The organism is Spiroplasma sp. SV19, assembly GCF_030060925.1.
GTDB lineage: Bacteria > Bacillota_I > Bacilli_A > Mycoplasmatales > Mycoplasmataceae > Spiroplasma.
Genome location: NZ_CP045455.1, coordinates 811,606 through 826,709, shown reverse-complemented (window position 1 = coordinate 826,709; position 15,104 = coordinate 811,606). Strand labels below are relative to the sequence as shown.

Annotated in this window: 19 protein-coding genes; 18 read left to right on the top strand and 1 reads right to left on the bottom strand. The window is 31.2% G+C overall.

What is annotated here, in order from left to right:
- Positions 1-38: 38 nt before the first annotated feature.
- Complete coding sequence (locus E7Y35_RS03985) at positions 39-239, bottom strand: hypothetical protein (protein ID WP_156768761.1); 201 nt, start codon at positions 237-239, stop codon at positions 39-41.
- 73 nt (positions 240-312) lie between these two features.
- On the opposite strand from E7Y35_RS03985, the gene E7Y35_RS03980 reads away from it, so the two are divergent.
- The 18 genes from E7Y35_RS03980 to secG all read left to right on the top strand — a co-directional run bounded on the left by E7Y35_RS03980 (position 313) and on the right by secG (position 15,038).
- Positions 313-1,797 carry a glycoside hydrolase family 1 protein gene (locus E7Y35_RS03980; protein WP_283271699.1) on the top strand — a complete coding sequence of 495 codons (1,485 nt, stop codon included), beginning with the start codon at positions 313-315 and terminating at the stop codon, positions 1,795-1,797.
- A 10-nt stretch (positions 1,798-1,807) separates the two neighbouring features.
- Complete coding sequence (locus tag E7Y35_RS03975; protein ID WP_283271698.1) at positions 1,808-2,842, top strand: Gfo/Idh/MocA family protein; 1,035 nt, start codon at positions 1,808-1,810, stop codon at positions 2,840-2,842.
- A gap of 17 nt (positions 2,843-2,859) precedes the next feature.
- Complete coding sequence (locus tag E7Y35_RS03970; protein ID WP_283271697.1) at positions 2,860-3,813, top strand: ROK family protein; 954 nt, start codon at positions 2,860-2,862, stop codon at positions 3,811-3,813.
- A gap of 19 nt (positions 3,814-3,832) precedes the next feature.
- Positions 3,833-4,165: a PTS sugar transporter subunit IIA gene (locus E7Y35_RS03965; RefSeq protein ID WP_283271696.1), complete on the top strand. Its 333-nt coding sequence runs from the start codon at positions 3,833-3,835 to the stop codon at positions 4,163-4,165.
- A gap of 5 nt (positions 4,166-4,170) precedes the next feature.
- The gene (locus E7Y35_RS03960; RefSeq protein ID WP_283271695.1) at positions 4,171-5,280 is read left to right on the top strand and encodes a MupG family TIM beta-alpha barrel fold protein; all 1,110 of its coding nucleotides are present in this window, start codon (positions 4,171-4,173) and stop codon (positions 5,278-5,280) included.
- A gap of 111 nt (positions 5,281-5,391) precedes the next feature.
- Positions 5,392-6,015 (top strand): uracil phosphoribosyltransferase, encoded by a 624-nt coding sequence (gene upp, locus E7Y35_RS03955; RefSeq protein WP_283271694.1) that lies wholly within the window; start codon positions 5,392-5,394, stop codon positions 6,013-6,015.
- A complete protein-coding gene (locus E7Y35_RS07140) occupies positions 5,984-6,445 on the top strand; it encodes an MG406 family protein (protein WP_502957502.1) in 462 nt (153 codons plus the stop codon). Before upp ends, E7Y35_RS07140 begins: the two co-directional genes overlap by 32 nt.
- Positions 6,435-7,253, top strand: coding sequence for a F0F1 ATP synthase subunit A (locus E7Y35_RS03950; RefSeq protein ID WP_283271693.1), 819 nt, complete (start codon positions 6,435-6,437; stop codon positions 7,251-7,253). Before E7Y35_RS07140 ends, E7Y35_RS03950 begins: the two co-directional genes overlap by 11 nt.
- A 51-nt stretch (positions 7,254-7,304) precedes the next feature.
- Complete coding sequence (gene atpE, locus E7Y35_RS03945) at positions 7,305-7,592, top strand: ATP synthase F0 subunit C (protein ID WP_283271692.1); 288 nt, start codon at positions 7,305-7,307, stop codon at positions 7,590-7,592.
- 48 nt (positions 7,593-7,640) lie between these two features.
- Positions 7,641-8,168 (top strand): F0F1 ATP synthase subunit B, encoded by a 528-nt coding sequence (gene atpF / locus E7Y35_RS03940; RefSeq protein WP_283271691.1) that lies wholly within the window; start codon positions 7,641-7,643, stop codon positions 8,166-8,168.
- Between the two features lie 6 nt (positions 8,169-8,174).
- Positions 8,175-8,720 carry a F0F1 ATP synthase subunit delta gene (locus tag E7Y35_RS03935; RefSeq protein ID WP_283271690.1) on the top strand — a complete coding sequence of 182 codons (546 nt, stop codon included), beginning with the start codon at positions 8,175-8,177 and terminating at the stop codon, positions 8,718-8,720.
- Between the two features lie 17 nt (positions 8,721-8,737).
- Positions 8,738-10,309, top strand: a complete 1,572-nt coding sequence (gene atpA / locus E7Y35_RS03930) for a F0F1 ATP synthase subunit alpha (RefSeq protein WP_283271689.1) — start codon at positions 8,738-8,740, stop codon at positions 10,307-10,309.
- A gap of 15 nt (positions 10,310-10,324) precedes the next feature.
- Positions 10,325-11,182 carry an ATP synthase F1 subunit gamma gene (gene atpG, locus E7Y35_RS03925; protein WP_283271688.1) on the top strand — a complete coding sequence of 286 codons (858 nt, stop codon included), beginning with the start codon at positions 10,325-10,327 and terminating at the stop codon, positions 11,180-11,182.
- A gap of 15 nt (positions 11,183-11,197) precedes the next feature.
- On the top strand, positions 11,198-12,595 hold the full coding sequence (gene atpD, locus E7Y35_RS03920) for a F0F1 ATP synthase subunit beta (RefSeq protein ID WP_283271687.1): 1,398 nt from the start codon (positions 11,198-11,200) through the stop codon (positions 12,593-12,595).
- 1 nt (position 12,596) lies between these two features.
- Positions 12,597-12,860, top strand: a complete 264-nt coding sequence (locus E7Y35_RS03915) for a FoF1 ATP synthase subunit delta/epsilon (protein WP_283271686.1) — start codon at positions 12,597-12,599, stop codon at positions 12,858-12,860.
- 99 nt (positions 12,861-12,959) lie between these two features.
- Positions 12,960-13,790 (top strand): Cof-type HAD-IIB family hydrolase, encoded by an 831-nt coding sequence (locus tag E7Y35_RS03910; RefSeq protein WP_283271685.1) that lies wholly within the window; start codon positions 12,960-12,962, stop codon positions 13,788-13,790.
- A gap of 14 nt (positions 13,791-13,804) precedes the next feature.
- Entirely contained in the window at positions 13,805-14,656 is an 852-nt protein-coding gene (locus E7Y35_RS03905; RefSeq protein ID WP_283271684.1) for an HAD-IIB family hydrolase, read from the top strand.
- 85 nt (positions 14,657-14,741) lie between these two features.
- Positions 14,742-15,038 (top strand): preprotein translocase subunit SecG, encoded by a 297-nt coding sequence (gene secG / locus E7Y35_RS03900; protein ID WP_283271683.1) that lies wholly within the window; start codon positions 14,742-14,744, stop codon positions 15,036-15,038.
- The last annotated feature ends 66 nt before the right edge of the window (positions 15,039-15,104 follow it).

The following is a 15,104-nucleotide window of genomic DNA, read 5'->3' as shown; positions in this document are numbered from 1 at the left end:
TAGTGGTTGGTGCTTTTCAATTTTTCTGATAAATTATTTTAAGCAAAAACAGTTACTGCTAGAATTAATAAAATTAGAAAAATACTAAGACAAACACTATAAGATACAATTAAAGCTATTTTATGTCATGCGGAATAACGTTGTAATACTCTTGTTCGGAATCTTGTTATTGTTCAAACAATAAAAGGAATAACAAAGAAGATTACCGCGATAATTATGACAATATATTGTGTTGACATTTTTAATCACCTTATTTAATTTTAACGAAATAAAATTGAGAAAACAACAGTAATAGTTAGAAAGAGGGAAATTATGACTGAAAAAAAATTTATTTTTGCTGCATCAACATGTGCTTTTCAAATCGAGGGGGGCCGCAATTTAGGCGGAAGAACAGATTCTATTTGAGATGAGTTTACAAAGCGTAATTTTTCAATTCCACCATTAGGAAAAGCAGAGCGGGAAATTAATTCTATTGCAGTAGCAGCTGATTTTTATAGTAAATATAAGACAGATGCACGGATTATGAAACGAATGGGATTACAGGGTTTTGTTTATAATATGGATTGAACCCGGATTTTTCCCAAAAATAGTACAGATTTTAATTCAGAAGGACTGAAGTTTTATGATGATGTTTTTAAAACTTTAGTTGAAAATGGGGTTAAACCAATTCCAATTTTATATCATTGAGATACCCCGATGTGAGCAGAAATTCAAGGTGGTTTTGAAAATCGAAGTGTGATAGAATGATTTCGGAACTATGTAAAACTTGTTTTTCGTTATTTAGGTAAATATAGTGATTTATGATTTGTGAATGATGAGAACTCAACTTTTACTTTAGATGGATATTTAGGTGATTATTTACCACCAGCAAAAAAAGATAAAACAGCTTTTGCTAAAGCTATTCATCACTTAAATCTTAGTGCAGCCATTGCGAAAGAAGAATTTGAATTAGCAAAAAAAGCTGGATATATTGCAAAAAATGCTTTATTAGGGATTGACCATGATTGAGCACCACCACATCAATACCAAACTGGTGATGAAACGGCAGTGGCAAAATATAATGCATGATTTAAGAACTTTTTCTTAGATCCGAACTTAAAAGGGACTTATCCAGATGTTTTTTTCCAATGGTTAAAAGATGAAGAGATTGATTTTACTATTTCAGAACAAGATTTAGCGTTATTAGCAAAAAATCGGTTGGATTTGATTGGATGAAATTATTATCGTCCTTGTTATATTACAAGTGATCAAAACCAAGATAATTTAAAAGTACTTCATCAAAAAAGTCATTCTTTCTTTGCTCCTGGTTTTAAACAAGTGTTTCCAAAAGATATTGAGTACACAAAATGAAACTGAATTATTGACCCGTCAATGCTAGCAACGGGGGCTGAAATATTGTGAAAAGAATATCAGAAACCCATTATGATTATTGAAAACGGAATGGGTGATTTTGATGATAAAACAAGTCAATTAATTCTTGATAAAGATCGCATTCGCTATTTAAGTATCCATTTGGCAGAAGTTTTTAAAGCCATTGAACGTGGGGTTAATTTAATTGGCTACTCACTATGAACTTACTGTGACATTTTTTCACCAAGTGGTGGTTATCGAAAAGACTATGGCTTAGTTTCCGTTGATTTTAATAGCAAGATTAAAACGCGAACACCTAAATTATCGTATGTCTGATATAAACGAGTGATTGCTTCACAGGGAGAGAATTTAACTTTTGACGATGATGAAACCCTAACAGCGTTGCTAAAAGCAGAACTGTTAGCATGAGACTTTTGATATCAATAGGGAGGTTCAAATGAAAATAGTTTTTATTGGAGCAGGACGAATTACCAAATGGTTTTTAAATGATTTAAAAAATACAAAATATCACGATAAAATAAAACTATTTGGAATTTATAATTTAACGTATGAAAAAGCCGTACAATACCAATCTGAATATCAAATTCAAAAGGTTTATTGCTCTTTAGATGATGTTCTTCAAGATGCCGCAAATTTTGATTTAGCGTATATTGGAACAAGTGATGCCACTCATTATGAAATTGCAAAGCAATTATTAGCTAATAAAATTAATGTCTTTTGTGAAAAACCATTAACATTATCATATCAAACAGCAAAAGAATTATATGATTTAGCATCCATTAATAATGTTTTATTATTTGATGGTATTAAAACTGGTTTTTCGCCAGTGTATCGTCTAATGCGAAATGATATTGCAGCAGGTTTAATTGGGGCAATTGAATATTTAAGTGCTAGTCATGCTAAAGTTTCAACGAGTGGCAAGAAACCTCAACCAGTTCCGAATGATTCAAACTTTGTTGGGTTACATCTTGCTGGTGGAATGTACGCTTTGTTTATTGGCCTTGATTTATTAGGACCAGTTCAATTAGTAACCCATTTGAATAATGCTTATTCAACCCATACGGCAATTTCAACTTCGGTATTAAATCTTCGTCATAAAAACAATGGTATTTCCACCATTTTATCAAGTGATAATTTATCAAGTGATTTATCTGCACAAATTTTAGGAACAGCAGGTTATATCAAATTAGGTGGTAATTTGCAAAAATATAATGTTGATTATCATAAAGATTCTTGCCATATGGCGTATACTTATCAGGTTTATGATTTACAAGGAAATTTAATTAAAACTGTTGACAAGCAGTTAGTAACAGATGGTGAAGGGTTATGTTTTGAAATTGAACATGTTTATGAACTATGAAAAAATCAAAAAATAGAATCAGACGTTGTCACAAAAGCTATTTCACTAGAGATTATTAAAATTCTAGAATTAACTAATAATACTAACGATAAAGAAATTATTGAGTTATAGGAAGGAAATAAATTATAATGAATGTTTTGGCAATTGATTTAGGGGGAACTAGTTCCAAATGTGCGGTCTTTTCGGCAAAAAAAGCAATTCTATGTGAATTTAAAGTTGCAACAAAAAAGGAGGCAATTTTACAGCATCTAAAAACAGAAATTGATGAGCAATTAACTAAATATGGAATTGATTGATTAACAATAAGTCAAATCGGTTTTGCCATTCCTGGTTTTTTAGATGAAAAAAAAGGAATTGTTGTTTTAGCAGGAAATTTAAATTGACATTATTTTAATATTACAAAAGAAGCAGAAAATATTTTTCAAAAACCAGTTCATATTATTAATGATGCTAATGCGGCCGCATTAGCGGAATATTGAGATCGAATTTATGATAAAAAAGAATCACTACTGTTATATACGTTAGGAACGGGGATTGGTGGAGGCATTGTTTTAGATGGCAAATTATGAACTGGTGCAAATGGCTATGCTGGGGAATTTGGCCACGGGGGGCATTTTCAAGACCGCTTTCCTTGTACTTGTGGGTTACAACATTGTATTGAACCAGTATCATCAGCGACAGGATTAACAAAATTAATTAATCAAGTGGCTGATGAAAAGCAAGAAAGTTCATTAGCTATTTTAAAAAGCGAATTACAACGTGATTTAAGATTAGTTGATATTAAACCATTATTTGATAAAAATGATGAAATCACAATTGTAACAATTACCGAGGGCTTGATTCCGTTAGCAGATCATATTGTTACAATGCTATATGTTTTAAACCCCGAGGTAATTATTTTAGCAGGGGGGGTCACTAATTTGGGTGTAAAATTAAAGCAAATTATAGAGAATTTAGTTAAAGCGCGAATTGGTGAGTTTATGTTAAAAACTTTTAAAATTGAAATTTCTAATTTACAAGATAAAGCAGGAATGTATGGGACAGGTTATTATGCCCTTTCAAAGATAAAAGAGGTAGAATAAAGAAAAGGAGAAAATTATTATGGAACAAATAAATTTTGAAGAAGTATCATTTGGTATTATTACTTTTGCTGGGATGGCAAAGTCAAATGCTTTAATTGCGATTAAAACAGCAAAAGAGGGAAATATCGAAAATGCTAATACTTTAATTACAGAAGCAGAGCAAAATATTATTGAAGCAGAAAAACAACATATGAGTATTATTCAACAAGAGGCTCAAGGTGTTAAACACCAAGTTCCGGTGTTATTTATTCATGCTGAAGATCAAATGATGACAGCCCAGATGGTTATTGAACTTGCAAAAGAATTTATTGATTTATATGATAAATTACAAACTAAAAAGGTTTTAGATTAATTATTATGCGTCTTGGTATTAGTTTATATCCGCATTTGATCAAAGCAAACTATGATTTAGAAGAGTATTTAATAAAGTGTGCAAAAGCACAAATTAAAGTTATTTTCACTACTTTAATTAATGTCAAAAAAGATAATCAAGAGTTATTTCAACGGTTCTTAACTTTAACAAAAATAGCGCACAAGTTAGGAATGGAAGTTTATGGTGATGTTGATGACACGGTGTATGATGAATTTAAATTAGATAAAAATAATCGTGAGCAAATTATGTATTTTTTTACCACGGAATTAGGATTAAAAGGGATTCGATTTGATGCAGGAGTTAGTGCCGAAGGAATTGCAAAGTTAACGCATAATCATGAAGACATTAAAATTATTTTAAATAGTTCAAATCCTGCCCAAGAAATCCCATATTTACTTTCTTTACAGGCAAAGAAGAGTAATTTGGTAGCATGTTGAAATTTTTATCCGCAACGTTATACTGCTAGTTCATTACCGTATTTTGTAGAAAAAATGACTATTTTAAAAACAGAGGGAATTTTATCACAGGCCTTTGTTGCTTTACAACGTCCAGATGCACAAGGTCCTTGACAGCATAATGATAAATTACCAAGTATTGAAATGCATCGTGATTTACCATTAGATTTCCAAGTTCGACATTTTGTTGCGTTAGGTGTTGATGATATTATTGTTTCAACACAATTTCTAAATGATGAAGAATTGACGACATTAAATAATATTAATTTGCATAAAATAACATTGAATTTAAAACCATCAATTGAAATTACTTCTGCTGAAAAAACAATTTTAAGTGATCAAAATGTGCACTTTGTACGTCCTGATTTGGCTGAATATATGATTCGTAGTACTTTCTCACGTTTAAAATATCGTGACCTTGATATTCCACCTCGTTCTTTTGAGGGAAAATCTTTTGCAAAAGGGGATATTGTTATTTTAAATAATAAAGCACAAAATTATCGGGGTGAATTACAAATTATTACAAAACAAATGGCAAGTGATGGGATTCGAAATTGAGTTGGTCAATTAGATGAAAATGAGCAAAATATTATTGACTGTTTAATGCCGAATCGTGAATTTAGTTTTAACTTAATTTAGCACAAAATCTTAACAACCTGTTAAGATTTTTTGTTGTTAATTGTTTATGAAACCTTGGTATCTTTTCTGAATTATGTTAAAATCTAATAAATTAAGGAGGAAAAATAATTAATGTCATTTACGGTAATAAAACATCCTTTAATTTTAGATAAATTAACAAGGATGCGTAAGAAAGAAAGTAACTCAAAGGTATTTAAAGAAAATTTAGATGAAATTGCGCAATTAATGGCTTATGAAATATTTCGTGAGATTGAATTAAAAGAGTTTGAAATTGATACACCAGTAGCAAAAACAAAAGGATATAAAATTGCGAATGATATTGTTTTGTTTCCGATTTTAAGAGCTGGTTTAGGTATGGTTGATGGAATTATTCATTTAGTTCCAAATGCTAAAATTGGTCACATTGGAATGTATCGTGATGAAAAAACGTTAGAACCACATGAATATTTTGCGAAGAAACCAGAGAATATTACAAAAGCAAATGTTTTAGTTTTAGATCCAATGTTAGCAACGGGAGGCAGTGCTAATCTTGCGATTAATAAGGTAAAAGAATGAGGGGCAACTAATATTAAATTAGTATGTTTAGTTGCTGCACCAGAAGGTAAAGCATATATTGAACAACATCATCCAGATATTGATATTTATGTTGCTGCTTTAGATGAACGATTAGATGAACATGGTTATATTATTCCCGGTCTAGGTGATGCAGGAGACCGCATTTTTGGAACTAAATAAAAAAAATAAATTACATTGAAAAAATCATTTTAAAGGTGTAGAATATAAAATGTCAATAATAAGTTTAATTATGTTTTTGGGGATATTTGCGGTATTGACGATTATATATTTGACATTAAAACAAGAATGAACTTTATACTCAGGATTAGCCCTAGGATATTTGTTTTCTCTTATAGGTTTCTTAATCATTTGCTTTTCGGGATGATTGTTAAGTATAAGTTTAAATAAGTACTTTTTTATCTTATTGTACCTAGTTCGCTTAGTTATTTATGCTATACCAATAGTTATTTATGCTAAGAATACTAGTTTTTTTAGTATATATACGGTAATTGTGGGAATTAGTCTTTGTCCTTTATCGTCATTGTTTGTTAATATTAAATTTCCAAAACGTAAAAACAGAAAGGAAGGTATAAACGGCGATGAAAGTTAATTTTTATCAACTTTTTGCAATGAATTTAGTGCCTGATGCAAATAAAACCGGAATGGAAGCATGAAGCTATACAATTTTATTGCCGCAATTAGTAACGATAGTATTGACTACTTTTATTATTATGCTTTTATCAATTGGTTATTATAAACGATTGAAAAAAATTGGTCCAACTGATGTTCCAACAGGCTTAGTCCTTTTTGCTGAAATTGCAATTAAATGGGTTGAGAAGCAAGTTGTGGATTTAATGGGACCAAAATATAAATTTTTAACAGTTTATGTTATGTACTTATTATTGTATATTGGTATTGGTAATTTAATGAGTGTCGTTGGATTTGATTCACTCGTAACTGCTTATACAGTGCCATTATCAATGGGATTAGTTACTTTCATTGGAATCTATTATTTTGGGATTAAATATCAGAAAATGATGTATTTTAAAAAATTTATTAATCCATTAGAATTATTGACACAATTTGTGCCGTTAATTTCAATTTCATTTCGTTTATTTGGAAACATTTTAGGGGGAACAGTTATTATTGCTTTGTTTACCGCTTTAATGGGCTTTATTTGGGGGCAAATTCCTTATATTGGACCAGTTGATTTATTGGCTGGGATGTTTTTACCATTTTTAAGTATTTATTTTGATGTTTTTGATGGTTTAATTCAAGCGTATATTTTTGCTGTCTTAACAATTGCATATTGAGCAATGGAAATGCATACGGATGAAAAAACAGAGAAAGAAAAAACAATTAAATTAAAAAAACATAAAAAAGTAAAAAATGTTCAAAATGTCCACTTAAATGGATAAAAAAGTATTAAAATAAAATTATATATTTTTAAAGAAGAGGAGAATTACAATATGTTAGATTTAATGTCAAATATGATTGGCGTATGATTAATGGCAGGAATTAATGAAGGATTTACCAAAGGAATGTCATTATTAGGAGCAGGATTGGCTGCGATTGGATGTTGTGGTTCAGGAATTGGACAAGGATACACTGGAGGGAAAGCAGTTGAAGCGATTGCTCGTAATCCAGAAGTTGAGGGGAAAGTTCGTACCCAATATATTATTGCTGCTGCTATTACAGAATCAGGATCAATTTATGCATTAGTTATTGCTATTATTTTAGCATTTGTGGCTGGTTAAGAATTAATAATATTAAAGAATTTTGAAATAGAAAGGTTTGGATGTCTTATGTTATGATTAATGTCAAAACCAATTGAACCAGCAGAAATTATTAATCAATTATTTCCAAATTTATGAATTTTTATTGCGCATGTTATTGCAACAGTTATTTTATTGATTTTGTTATCGAAATGAGTATATAACCCATTTCGTAAGGCAATGCGTGCTCGTCGTAATAAAATTCGTGAATTAATTCAAGATGTTGCTGATAAACAAGCAAAAGCAACAATTGACCAAAAAGAAGCATCAAAATTATTAACAACTGCAAAAGTAGAAGCGAATGGTATTATTGCTGATGCGCGTACTGAAGCAGAAACAAAACGACATCAAGTATTAGAAACAGCAAAAGCGGAAGTAGTTCGTTTAAATGAACAAGCACATAAAGAAATACAAAAGGAAAAAGAACAATATAAAGATGATATTCGGAAATCAATTATTAATATTGCCTTTAATGCAGCTGAACAATTATTAGAAAAAGAAATCACAAAAGAAAAAAATGAGAAACTAGTGGAAGATTTCATTAAGGATTTAGATTAGAACATTATGTTAGTTAGTGAAAAATTTATTGATAATTATGCAGCTGCTTTAATGGATTTAGCCCTTGAGACAAAACGACTTGATCATTATTTAGAAGTAAGTAATATAATTGTGGAATTATTTAAACAAAATCCAGATTATATTAAATTAATGCTGAATGCTGATATCACGAAAGAAGAACGCAAAAAAATTTTAGCAAGACCATTCCAAAAAACCGTTGATCCATTAATTCTAAATGCGCTTTTTTTATTAATTGATCGGGAAGCCTTTTGTTATGTGCGTAGAATTTTTAAGCGTTTACGAAAAATCATCAATATTAGTTATGATGTTCAATATGGGAATATTTTTTCAATACAACCGTTAACAAAAAAACAAATTGAAACAATTGAAAACAAATTAAGTAAAAAATTTGGATATCATATTGAGTTAGTTAATAAAATTGATTCATCATTACTTGGCGGTGTTCGCGTTAAAATTAAACATGAAATTATTGATGGCTCGATTGCTGGACAATTAGAAACAATGCGTCAAAAAGCAATACATAATAAATAGAAGATGGGGTGGAAAAAGTGGCTTTAAATATAAATGAAATTTCTGAAATAATTAAAAAACAGATTAAAGAATATGGAAAGAAAATTGAAATTCATGAGGAAGGAACTGTTGTTACTGTTGGAGATGGAATTGCTTTAATTGATGGACTTGATAATGCAATGATGAGTGAGTTATTAATTTTTCCAAATGAAATTTATGGGATGGTGTTAAACTTAGAAGAAGGAGCTGTTGGTGCTGTTTTAATGGGGGATGACACGACTGTTCGTGAAGGTGACCAAGTTCGTCGTTCAGGAAAAATTGTGGAAACACCAGTTGGTGATGCCCTATTAGGACGTGTTGTTAATGCTTTAGGTCAGCCAATTGATGTCAAAGGACCATTGAAAGCAACAAAAACGAGACCCGTGGAAAGAATTGCTCCAGGAGTTATGACTAGAAAATCAGTTGACCAACCAATGGAAACCGGAATTATGACAATTGATGCTATGATTCCAATTGGAAAAGGACAACGGGAATTAGTTATTGGTGATCGTCAAACAGGAAAAACAGCAATTGGAATTGACGCTATTCTAAATCAAAAAGGGAAAAATGTTAAATGTATTTATGTTGCTATTGGGCAAAAAGCATCAACGGTTGCGCAAATTGTTGAAAAACTGCGTGCTGCTGGCGCAATGGAATATACAACTGTTGTTTCTGCAACAGCAAGTGAATTAGCACCATTACAATATTTAGCACCTTATACTGGTGTAACAATTGGGGAAGAATGAATGGAATCAGGAGATAATGTAATTATTATTTATGATGATCTTTCCAAACATGCTGTTGCTTATAGAACAATGGCATTGTTATTGCACCGCCCACCAGGTCGAGAAGCCTATCCGGGTGATGTTTTCTATTTGCATAGTCGTTTATTAGAACGAGCAGCGCGAGTAACAAAAGAATATGGGGGAGGAAGTATTACAGCTTTGCCAATTGTTGAAACGCAAGCTGGTGATATTTCTGCTTATATTCCAACAAATGTTATTTCAATTACGGATGGACAAATATTTTTAAATAATGATCAGTTTAATGCTGGGATTCGTCCTGCTGTTGATGCGGGGTTATCAGTGTCACGGGTAGGTTCTGCTGCACAAATTAAAGCAATGAAACAAGTGGTGGGTTCTTTGAAATTAGAATTAGCACAATATCGTGAGTTGCAAGCTTTTGCCCAATTTGGTTCTGATTTAGATGACACAACAAAAGAAGTCTTAGAACACGGAAAACGGGTAATTGAAATTTTAAAGCAAAAACAATATGCGCCCCTTTCTCAAATTGATCAAGCAATTATTTTGTTAGCAGTTAATAAAAAAAGAATTCGTTGAATTCCAGTTGATAAAATTCAGGAATTTAAAGAAGAAATTATTGAACATTTTAATACAAAAGCAAAAAAATATTATGATGAACTAACAAAAGAAAAAGCTTATAGTGAAACTTTAATGGCAAATATTGATCATGAAATTATTAATGTTGTAAAAAAAATTACTAACAAAATTGAGGATTATAATCCAGAGCGATTTGGGCGAATTGAAGAATGAAGTAAACTAGGACAATAAAAGGGGTTATTAAAAATGGCAGTCGGAACAGGTTTAAAAAAACAAATTACTTCAATTAACTCAACTTCAAAAATAACACAAGCAATGAAGTTAGTAGCTACCGCGAAATTAAAGAAAGTTGGAAAACGAATTTCAAATGCAAAGCCATATTTTGCTGAAGTTTATACGGTTTTTAACGATATTATTAGTAAAGCAGATGATTCAATTTATCAAAAGAAAGATCCAACCAAAGCTAGTAGTAGAACCTGTTGAATTGTAGTCAATTCAAATCTTGGTTTGTGTGGTGGGTATAACATTAATATTAATAAATTAGTTTTAAAAGAATTACGGCCAAATGATTGTATTATTGCCATTGGGTCAAAAGCAGAATCATTTTATCTTCATAAAGGTTTTAAAATTATGCATGCCAGAAAAGATATTGATATTAATTTTTCATATGATGATGCTCGTGAATTTGCGCAAGAAATTTTATCTGGTTTTAATAGCAATACTTATGATGAAATTAAAATTGCTTATACAAAATTTATAAATAATGTTACTTTTGAACCAACAATTTTACAATTGTTGCCAATTGTTAAGGCAAATAGTAAAGAAGAAACTAAACACTTACATGTTATTACCGAATTTGAACCAGACCCAGCAACAATTTTGGAAAATGCAGTGCCAATGTATTTAAATACAATTTTATTTTCCACAATTGTTGAGTCGCAAGTTTCTGAACAAGCATCACGCAGAGTAGCAATGGAAAATGCAACGGATAATGCTAACGCAATGTTAGAAAAGTTATCATTATTATATAATCGTAAGCGTCAAGCAGCAATTACACAAGAAATTACAGAAATTGTAGCTGGAGCAGGCGCACAAGAAAATTAAGAGGGGATTAGAAAAATGGAGAAAAATGGAAAAGTAGTACAGGTATTGGGGCCTGTTGTTGATGTACGGTTTGTGGAAGAATATTTACCTGAATTGTATAATGCGATTACGGTTGATAATAATGGAACTAAATTAGTTTTAGAAGTTGTTCAGCATATTGGAGATGATACTGTTCGAACAATTGCGTTAGGACCAACCGAAGGAATGGTCCGGGGAATGGAAGTGATTGATACTAAAGCTCCAATTACAGTTCCTGTTGGTGAAGAAGTGTTGGGAAGAATGTTTAATGTTCTTGGAGAAGCAATTGATGAAAAACCACAACCAAAAACAAAAATTATGCGCCCAATTCACCGCGAAGCACCATCTTATGAAGAGCAACAAACAACTGCTGAAATTTTAGAAACAGGAATTAAAGTGGTTGATTTATTAGTCCCTTTTGCAAAGGGAGGAAAAATTGGATTGTTTGGGGGAGCTGGTGTTGGAAAAACTGTTTTAGTGCAAGAGTTAATTAATAATGTTGCAAAAGCGCATGGAGGAATTTCTGTTTTTGCCGGTGTTGGTGAACGAACTCGGGAAGGTAATGATTTGTATTATGAAATGATTGAAGCCGGAGTTATTGACAAAACAGCATTAGTGTTTGGCCAAATGAATGAAACACCAGGGGCACGTATGCGGGTTGCTTTAACAGGTTTAACAATTGCAGAATATTTCCGTGATGATAAGAATCAAGATGTTTTATTATTTATTGATAATATTTTTCGTTTTACCCAAGCCGGTTCGGAAGTTTCAGTTTTACTAGGTCGTATGCCTTCAGCGGTTGGTTATCAGCCAACATTAGCAACCGAAATGGGAGCATTGCAAGAACGCATTATTTCAACTAAAAAAGGAAGTATTACTTCAGTACAAGCGGTTTATGTTCCAGCGGATGACTTAACTGACCCGGCGCCAGCAACAACATTTGCGCACTTGGATGCTAAAGTTGTTTTAGATCGAGAAATTGCGGCGTTAGGAATTTATCCGGCGGTTGACCCCTTAGGAAGTTCGTCACGTTTATTAGATCCATTAGTGGTTGGTGAAGAACATTATGACGTTGCGCAAGGTGTGCAAGAAATCTTACAAAAATTTAAAGAGTTACAATCAATTATTGCTATTTTAGGAATGGATGAGTTATCAGATGAAGATAAATTAGCTGTTGCTCGTGCCCGAAAAATTCGAAACTTTTTATCACAGCCATTCTTTGTTGCTGAGAAATTTTCAGGAAAACAAGGAAAGTATGTGCCTGTTGTTGAAACAATTCGTGCTTTTAAAGAAATTTTAGCGGGAAAATATGATAATTTACCAGAACAAGCGTTTTTATATGTTGGAACAATTGATGAAGTTATTAAAGCAGCAGAAGCTTTAAAACATAGTTAAGATGGCTAATCAAATTGCTTTAAAAATTATTACTCCACAAGGAGTGATTGTTGATAACCCAGTTGATATTGTGACAGTAAGAACAATAACTGGTTATATGGGAATTCTATATGGTCATATTCCGCTTGTTTCAACGCTTATTCCATCTGAAATGTCATATAAAATTAATAATCAAGAACACAAATTAAGCATTGGCGGAGGAATCTTACAAGTTGAACAAGAATTTGTTAAGATTCTGACAGATGAAGTTGACATTATTAATTAGATAAGAAAAAATAAAATCTCTTTTTGAGATTTTTTATGTTAATTATAGTAAAAACACGATAAGATAATAAGTAATAGGTAGTAGAAAGTAGGAATTCCTATGGCAGTAAAAATGATTGTTTGTGACATTGATGGGACATTAGTAACAGATAAAGAGAAAGTAATTCCATTAGTTAATATTGAAGCATTGCAAAAGATCCAAGCTGCTGGGATTTTAGTGACAATTGCATCGGGACGAGTACCAAGTAGTTTATATGACTATGCTGCGGCGTTAGGGATTATTAATAATTGCCAGTATGTTGTTGGTAGTAATGGTGGGGCTGTTTTAAATTTAAAAACAGGTGAGTATGTTTATGATGAAGTAATTTCATATAAAGATACATTATGAGCGATGACAATTGTAAAAGAATTTGGTTATGACTTTTATTTAGCACCACTTGATGAGCACAAAGCTTTTGTTTCACGAAAAAATGTTATTGAAGAGGATACTTTTTTGTTTCGAAATAGTGACATTAAACCAGAAATACTTGATTGAAATAACATTCCCCAAATGCGAAAAGTTGTCATTTCTTGCCATGATGAAACAAAGCAAAATTGATTACGCCAACAAATTGCCGTTAGCACTACTTTACGTACCGAGGTTACTGGTTATGGTTTTATTGAAATTATTCCGAAGAACGTTAATAAATGGCAAGGAATTTTACGGCTAACTGCAGCTTTGAAAGATAATGCAAATATTCATATTGATTGAGATGAAATAATGTGTTTTGGTGACCAAATGAATGATTATGAAATGATTAAAAATGCAAAATATGGGATTGCATTAGCTAACGCAACACCGGAATTAAAAGAGATTGCAACAGCTGTTACAAGGAAAGATAACAATGCCGCGGGGATTGCTGACTATCTTTATCAAACCATCTTAAAATAGAAAATGAGGTCTAAATGTTAAAAATTAATAATCATGAAATTAAGTTAATTGTAACTGATGTTGATGGAACATTGGTTACAGATCAACAAGAGCTACCCGCCATAGTTCAAAATAAATTAATTGGTTTACAAGAAGCGGGCGTTTATGTTTCAATTGCCTCGGGGCGAATGCCGTTGGGATTTGATAATTACACAACAGCTTTAAAAATTAAAGATTATTCACAATATGTAATTGGGGCAAATGGTTCATTAGTTTATGATGCAAAAAATGACAAAATTGCTTACAGTAGTTTAATGTCTATTAATGATGTTCAAACGGTTGTCACAATTTTATTAAAATATCAGTGTGAGTTTACGATTTCATATGAGCACGATGATACTTTATATTGTGCTGGTGAAATGCTTTTAAAAATAAAATCTGAACCAGGTGCTTTTTTAGATGGGATGAAAATAGCAAAACCATTTCAGGTTGATAAAATTAAAGCTGCAAATAAAATTGTTGCTAAACATAATTCAACAGCAGTTTTTCAAGAAATGTTCCAAGTGTTAAGAAAAGTTCAAAATATTAATGTTGAACAATTATCGGATTATGGTTGTGATATTGTTCATGCACAATCAAGCAAGGGTCAAGCAATTTTACATTTAGTTGATATTTTAAATCAGGCACAAAAGACAAATATTAAGATTGAAAATGTTTTGTACTTTGGTGATAACTATAATGATCGTTCTGCTTTTGAAGTTTTACCATATGCTATTGCAATGGAACATGCCCCAACAGAAGTATTGAAACTTGCTTTTGATGTTACTGGTAGTAATAATGCTGCTGGAATTTATCACTACTTAAATAAACTTGAACAAAATAATTAAAAATTACCATTAAAAATGCTATAATTTTCTTAATATTATAGTATTATTAATAAGGACATAAATTAAGTTAGAGAGGACGGTTTTAATGAGCCTATCAAGTGTAATGCTTTTAGCAATTGATTCACAAACAGCTAATACAATTATTTATGCTTTTGAAATTGTGGCATTAATTGTTTCAATTATTATGATTATTATTGGTTTGCTACAAAACAAAAAAGCTCAAACTGGTTTAAGTGCTTTAAATGGTGGTAATGATGAACTATTTGCTAATAGTAAAGAAAGAGGATTAGACCGAACATTATCAATTTTTATGTTAAGCTTTGGATCAACTTTATTAATTGTTACATTATTGATAAGTTTATTAACCAAAGTATTACTTTAAAAAAGTTGATTACTAATAATGGCATTAATTTTAAAGAGATTTAAAAATGTCTCTTTTTTCATTTAG